Origin of the sequence: Longimicrobium sp. (assembly GCF_036399935.1) — a bacterium.
In the GTDB taxonomy this organism is placed as follows: Bacteria; Gemmatimonadota; Gemmatimonadetes; order Longimicrobiales; family Longimicrobiaceae; genus Longimicrobium.
The window spans coordinates 1-4,503 of the sequence record NZ_DASWMD010000077.1; the positions used below are offsets into that span (position 1 = coordinate 1).

Annotated in this window: 3 protein-coding genes and 1 pseudogene; 2 read left to right on the forward strand and 2 right to left on the reverse strand. The window is 71.9% G+C overall.

Annotation, left to right across the window (positions count from 1 at the left end; genetic code table 11):
- Positions 1–167 precede the first annotated feature (167 nt).
- Complete coding sequence (map, locus tag VGB24_RS23695) at positions 168–911, reverse strand: type I methionyl aminopeptidase (RefSeq protein ID WP_331075406.1); 744 nt, start codon at positions 909–911, stop codon at positions 168–170.
- Between the two features lie 7 nt (positions 912–918).
- Positions 919–3,555, reverse strand: coding sequence for a PIG-L family deacetylase (locus tag VGB24_RS23700; RefSeq protein WP_331075407.1), 2,637 nt, complete (start codon positions 3,553–3,555; stop codon positions 919–921).
- A 130-nt stretch (positions 3,556–3,685) separates the two neighbouring features.
- On the opposite strand from VGB24_RS23700, the gene VGB24_RS23705 reads away from it, so the two are divergent.
- A complete protein-coding gene (locus VGB24_RS23705) occupies positions 3,686–4,114 on the forward strand; it encodes a hypothetical protein (RefSeq protein ID WP_331075408.1) in 429 nt (142 codons plus the stop codon).
- Positions 4,115–4,271: 157 nt separating this feature from the next.
- Positions 4,272–4,503, forward strand: a pseudogene (locus VGB24_RS23710) (hypothetical protein); the annotation flags it as partial.

The window sequence follows — 4,503 nt, forward strand, 5'->3', positions numbered from 1 at the left end:
GAGCGGGCGCAGCAGCTCCCACTGCGAATCGGTCAAGTCTGTCGGATATCTACGGCTCGTCATGCCAGCCGCATACACCGTCTACTTGTGCATGTTCGTACTTTGTTCGGTTATCTCAACACCCTCTCAGGATGACAGGCCCTGGCGCTCCGTCGTCTTGGGAGCGCTCACGCAGCCGTCAGCAGGATCGGCTTGCCGCGGGTGATGACGAGCGTGTGCTCGTAGTGCGCGGCCAGGCCGCCGTCGTCCGTGCGCAGGGTCCATCCGTCGGGGTCCTCGACGAAGCGGCCCGACGTTTCGCCCACGATGGGCTCCACCGTGATCACCAGCCCCTCCGTCAGCTTTCGGGTGAGGCGGGGATCGAAGTAGTTGGGAATGCTGGGCTCTTCGTGGATCGTCCGGCCGATGCCATGGCCGTTCAGGTCGCGAATCACCCGGAACCCCCGGCGGCGCACCTCGTCTTCCACCGCCCGGCCGATGTCGTTCACCCGGTTCCCCACGCGCGCCACCTCCATCGCCTTCACGAACGCCGCGCGCGCGCACGCCGCCAGCTTCAGCGCGCGCTCCGGCGCGGGCGCCACCGGCACCGTCACCGCGGCGTCGGCCACGTAGCCGTCCTTGTCCACCGTCACGTCCAGCTTCACCAGGTCGCCGGCCTGGATCACGCGGCTCCCCGGAATGCCGTGCACCACCTCGTCGTTCACGCTGATCAGCACCTCGCCCGGAAAGCCGTACACCATCTTCGGCGCCGAGCACGCGCCCTCGCGGTGCATCACCCGGCCGCCGATCTCGTCCAGCTCGGCCGTGGTCACGCCGGGGCGCAGCGCCTTTTCCATCGCCCGGATCACCATCCGCACGATGCGCCCCGCGCGCTTCATCCCCTCCAGCTCGTCATGCGTTTCGATGGACATCGGCGCCTCAGGGTCTGCGGGGTGCGGCCGCGCCATCCCGGGCGCCCAGCGCCAGCAGGTTGGCGAACAGTCGGTAGGCGCCGGGGACGCCCTCGGGAAACTGGCGGAAGAACGCCAGCCCCGTGTAGACGTACGTTCCCTGCCCGTGGCGCGCCACCAGCAGCCCGCCGCGCAGGGCATCGCCGGGGTCGCCCATCTCCAGCACGGGCGTGTACGACGGGTCCCACGTCTGGGCGAAGTACAGCCCGCGCTCCTGCACCCAGCCCTCCCAGTCCGCCGGCCCAATGCGGTTGGGTGTGGCCAGCACGGGGTGCGCGGGGTCGACGATGCGCACCGGCGAGCCCTCGTCCGTCACCCGGCCGTGCGGGCGCGCCATGGTGATGGGGTAGGGTGTAAAGCGGCCCTCCACGATCTCGTACTTGTTGTACTGCACGATCATGGTGCCGCCGCGCGACACCCAGTCCAGCAGGCGCTGGTTGTGCGCCATCAGGTCCGTGCGCACCTCGTACGCGCGGCTGCCCGCCACGATCACGTCGAAGCGCGACAGGTCGCCCTCGGCCAGGTCGTCCGCGTCCAGCAGCTCGGGGGTGATGCCCAGGTTCTGCAGGAAGCGCGGCCCCTCCTCACCCGCGCCCTCGATGTAGCCCACGCGCAGCCCGGCGGGCACGCGCACGTCGAACGCCCGCACCCGCGACGTGGCGGCGTGGTACAGCGCACGCGCGCGCACGTGGGGATAGTCGATCATCTGCACGCCGCGGGTGAAGCGGCGCCCGTCCTCCGCCTGGAAGACGGCGGCCACCGGATAGTCACCCGGCGCCGTGCCCGCGGGCGAGTGGACGCTGAAGCGCACCTCGCGCACCTCGCCGGGCCGCGTGAAGCGCACGGGCACGGCGCCCTCGCGAACCCGCCATCCCGCGGGAACCTCCAGCCGCAGCGTGCCGCTGATCCCCTCCGGCGCCTCGGACGCCAGGCGCACCGTGTACTCCAGCGGGCGGCCGGATGCCGTCGACAGCACGCGCGCGGGCGGATCGAGAAGCACCGACACCGCCGGCACCACCATCACCGGCCTCCGCAGCTCGCCCTGGCGCGGATCGACCTCGCGGAACGTGGCATCCACCGCGGTTTCCATCGCCGCGTCCGCGCCGCGCGCACCCATCACGACTTCGGCCCGCGCCCGCACGGGGGCGTGCTCGAAGGGACGGCCGAGCGCGGAATCGTTCCGCGGCCAGCGGTACAGGTCACCCTCCACCGGCTCGCGCAGAAAGTACGGCTCGGTGAGCGCCGCGTCCGCCGGAACCGTCACCCGAAAGCGGCGGAGGTACAGCTCGCCCGGGGCGATGACGGATCCCGAGGGACGCGAAGCGGAGTCCACCGGCGCGGCGTTCCATCCCGCGGGAAGCTCCGGCTGCAGCCGGCGGACGGTGAGGGGGCCCGGCCCGCCGTTCCACACGGTCAGGTCCAGCGTGAACGCCTCGCCCGGGGCGATGCGTGCGTCGCTCGCCACCGCGTCCACCACCACGCCCGCCGCCTGCAGGGCCGCCGCCTGGGCCTGGCGGATCTCTTCGTCGATGGCGAACACCAGGTCCGCCGTGCCGTTGCTCGCGGGGATGGCCGCGCGCGCCTGCCGCAGCGTGGCGAGCGCGTCCGCGAGGCCGGCGGCCAGCGCACCGGGCTCCAGCGGGTTGAAGCGCGCCCGCAGCGCATCCACCGACTGGTGATAGCGCAGCAGCCCGCGCGCGGCGGCGGACTCGGAGCGCTCGGCGGGGGCGAAGGTGGTGTCGATTCCCGCCCAGATGGAGGGCTCGGGACCCGCGCCCTCGGGAAAGACGCGGCGCAGGTAGTTGGTGCGGGCACCCGGAAGCTCCGGCGCGCCCATGTCCTGCGAGCGGTGGCGCGAACGGCTGGCCATGGCCTGCTGAAAGGGCGACCGGCCGATCAGCGGGTCCAGCTCGCCCACGCGCACCTGCACCGTGGCGCCTTCCGCGCGCGAGCGCAGCGACTGGTACAGCTTGGCGGCGTGATGCGGACGCAGCCCCTGGGCGATCTGCTCGGGAAAGCGCGCGGGATCGCCGGCGGCCGTGAACGCGTCGTGCGCCACCATCGCCGACACCTGGTGCTGCCCGTGGCCGTCGCGCGGGGTTCCGCTGAACACGGTGACGATCACGTCGGGCCGGTACTGGCGGATCACCCGCACCACGTCGCGCAGCAGTTCCTCGCGCGGCCAATGGCGAAACGCCTCGTCGGCCGACTTGCTGAAGCCGAAGTCGTACGCGCGGCTGAAGAACTGCTCCGCCCCGTCCACGCGGCGCGCGGCCAGCAGCTCTTCGGTGCGCAGCAGCCCCAGCCCCGCGCCCAGCTCCGGGCCGATGCCGTTCTGCCCGCCCTCGCCGCGCGTCAGCGACAGGTACGCCACGTCGGCGCCCTCCTGCAGGGCCAGGCGGGCCAGGAGCTGGGTGTCTTCGTCGTCGGGGTGCGCGCCCACCATCAGCACGCGCTTGCTGACGCCCAGGCGGCGCAGCGAAAGCCCCAGCGCCGCGGCCCCGCGGTACTCGGAGCCGGCCTCCTGCGCGGGGGCGGAACGGGGCGCGGCCGCCAGCGTGACGGCCGCGGCAAGGATCGCGACGGGAATGCGGCGTCTCATCATTCCGCAAAGCTACGGCAGGGCCACGGGTGGCACAATCCGGCTGGGCGGGTGTCAGCCCGGCGGGCGCTCGCACGTTCTCTGCGGCGAAGCACAAGTCGACGCTCGGACACGACCAGACACATCGCGCACCATGAAACGAATCGCCCTGCTTGCCGCCGCGTTCCTGCTCGCCTCGTGCAACGGCGAGCCGACGCTTTCCGACGCGCAGCTGACCTTCACCTCCGACGCGCCCCCAGCCACGTCGTCCGATCCGGAAACCCCGCAGGTGAGCGGCTTTGGCGGCGCCATCCGCGTGAACGGGCGCTTCCAATCGCCCTGCGTGGGCGGAACGCTGCACGGGGACCTGCTCGAGGGCGGCCGTTCCCTCACTCTGGTGGTGGATTGGGAGCAGCCGAGCGGGTGCTACACGGCGATCGGCAAGCACGGCTACGTCGCCCTGATCTCCGGCCTTGAACCGCGCGACTATCGCCTCCGTGTGCTGCACCGGGCCCAGGGGGGAAGCCCAGAGCGGGTGGTGTTCGACGGAACCGTGGAGGTACTGCATCCCAACCTTCGCTGAGCCCGCAGGCGGCGCGGAGGCATCGAGAGGCGTCCCCGGACCGGGGGCGCCTCGCTCGATTCAGGCGCTCCTACGAACACAGGTGTTCCCCTTTCCCGTCACGGCCATTACAATAGAGAACTCTCCGCTGCAGCTTCCCTCCAGCACCATCCCGCCAATGCCGACCAACACCGGGCCTTCCGCGCCCACACTCCAGGACCAGCTCGTCGACGAATCGTGCTCCATGGTCCGCCACCTGGTGGGCAAGGGAATGCGCGCACCCGCCGCCCTGGTGCAGGCCGCGGCGGGCTACGAGTCGGCGCGCAACACAAGCCAGCCGATCGACCTGGCCGCGCTCGCGACGCTCCACGAGCGGCTCGCCAAGCTCGTGGCGCCCGCGAGCCCGTCCA

Bases quoted from the DNA above. Each gene is read 5' to 3' on its own strand.
- map (WP_331075406.1), bottom strand. From the start codon at position 911: ATGTCCATCGAAACGCATGACGAGCTGGAGGGGATGAAGCGCGCGGGG.
- VGB24_RS23700 (WP_331075407.1), bottom strand. From the start codon at position 3,555: ATGATGAGACGCCGCATTCCCGTCGCGATCCTTGCCGCGGCCGTCACG.
- VGB24_RS23705 (WP_331075408.1), top strand. From the start codon at position 3,686: ATGAAACGAATCGCCCTGCTTGCCGCCGCGTTCCTGCTCGCCTCGTGC.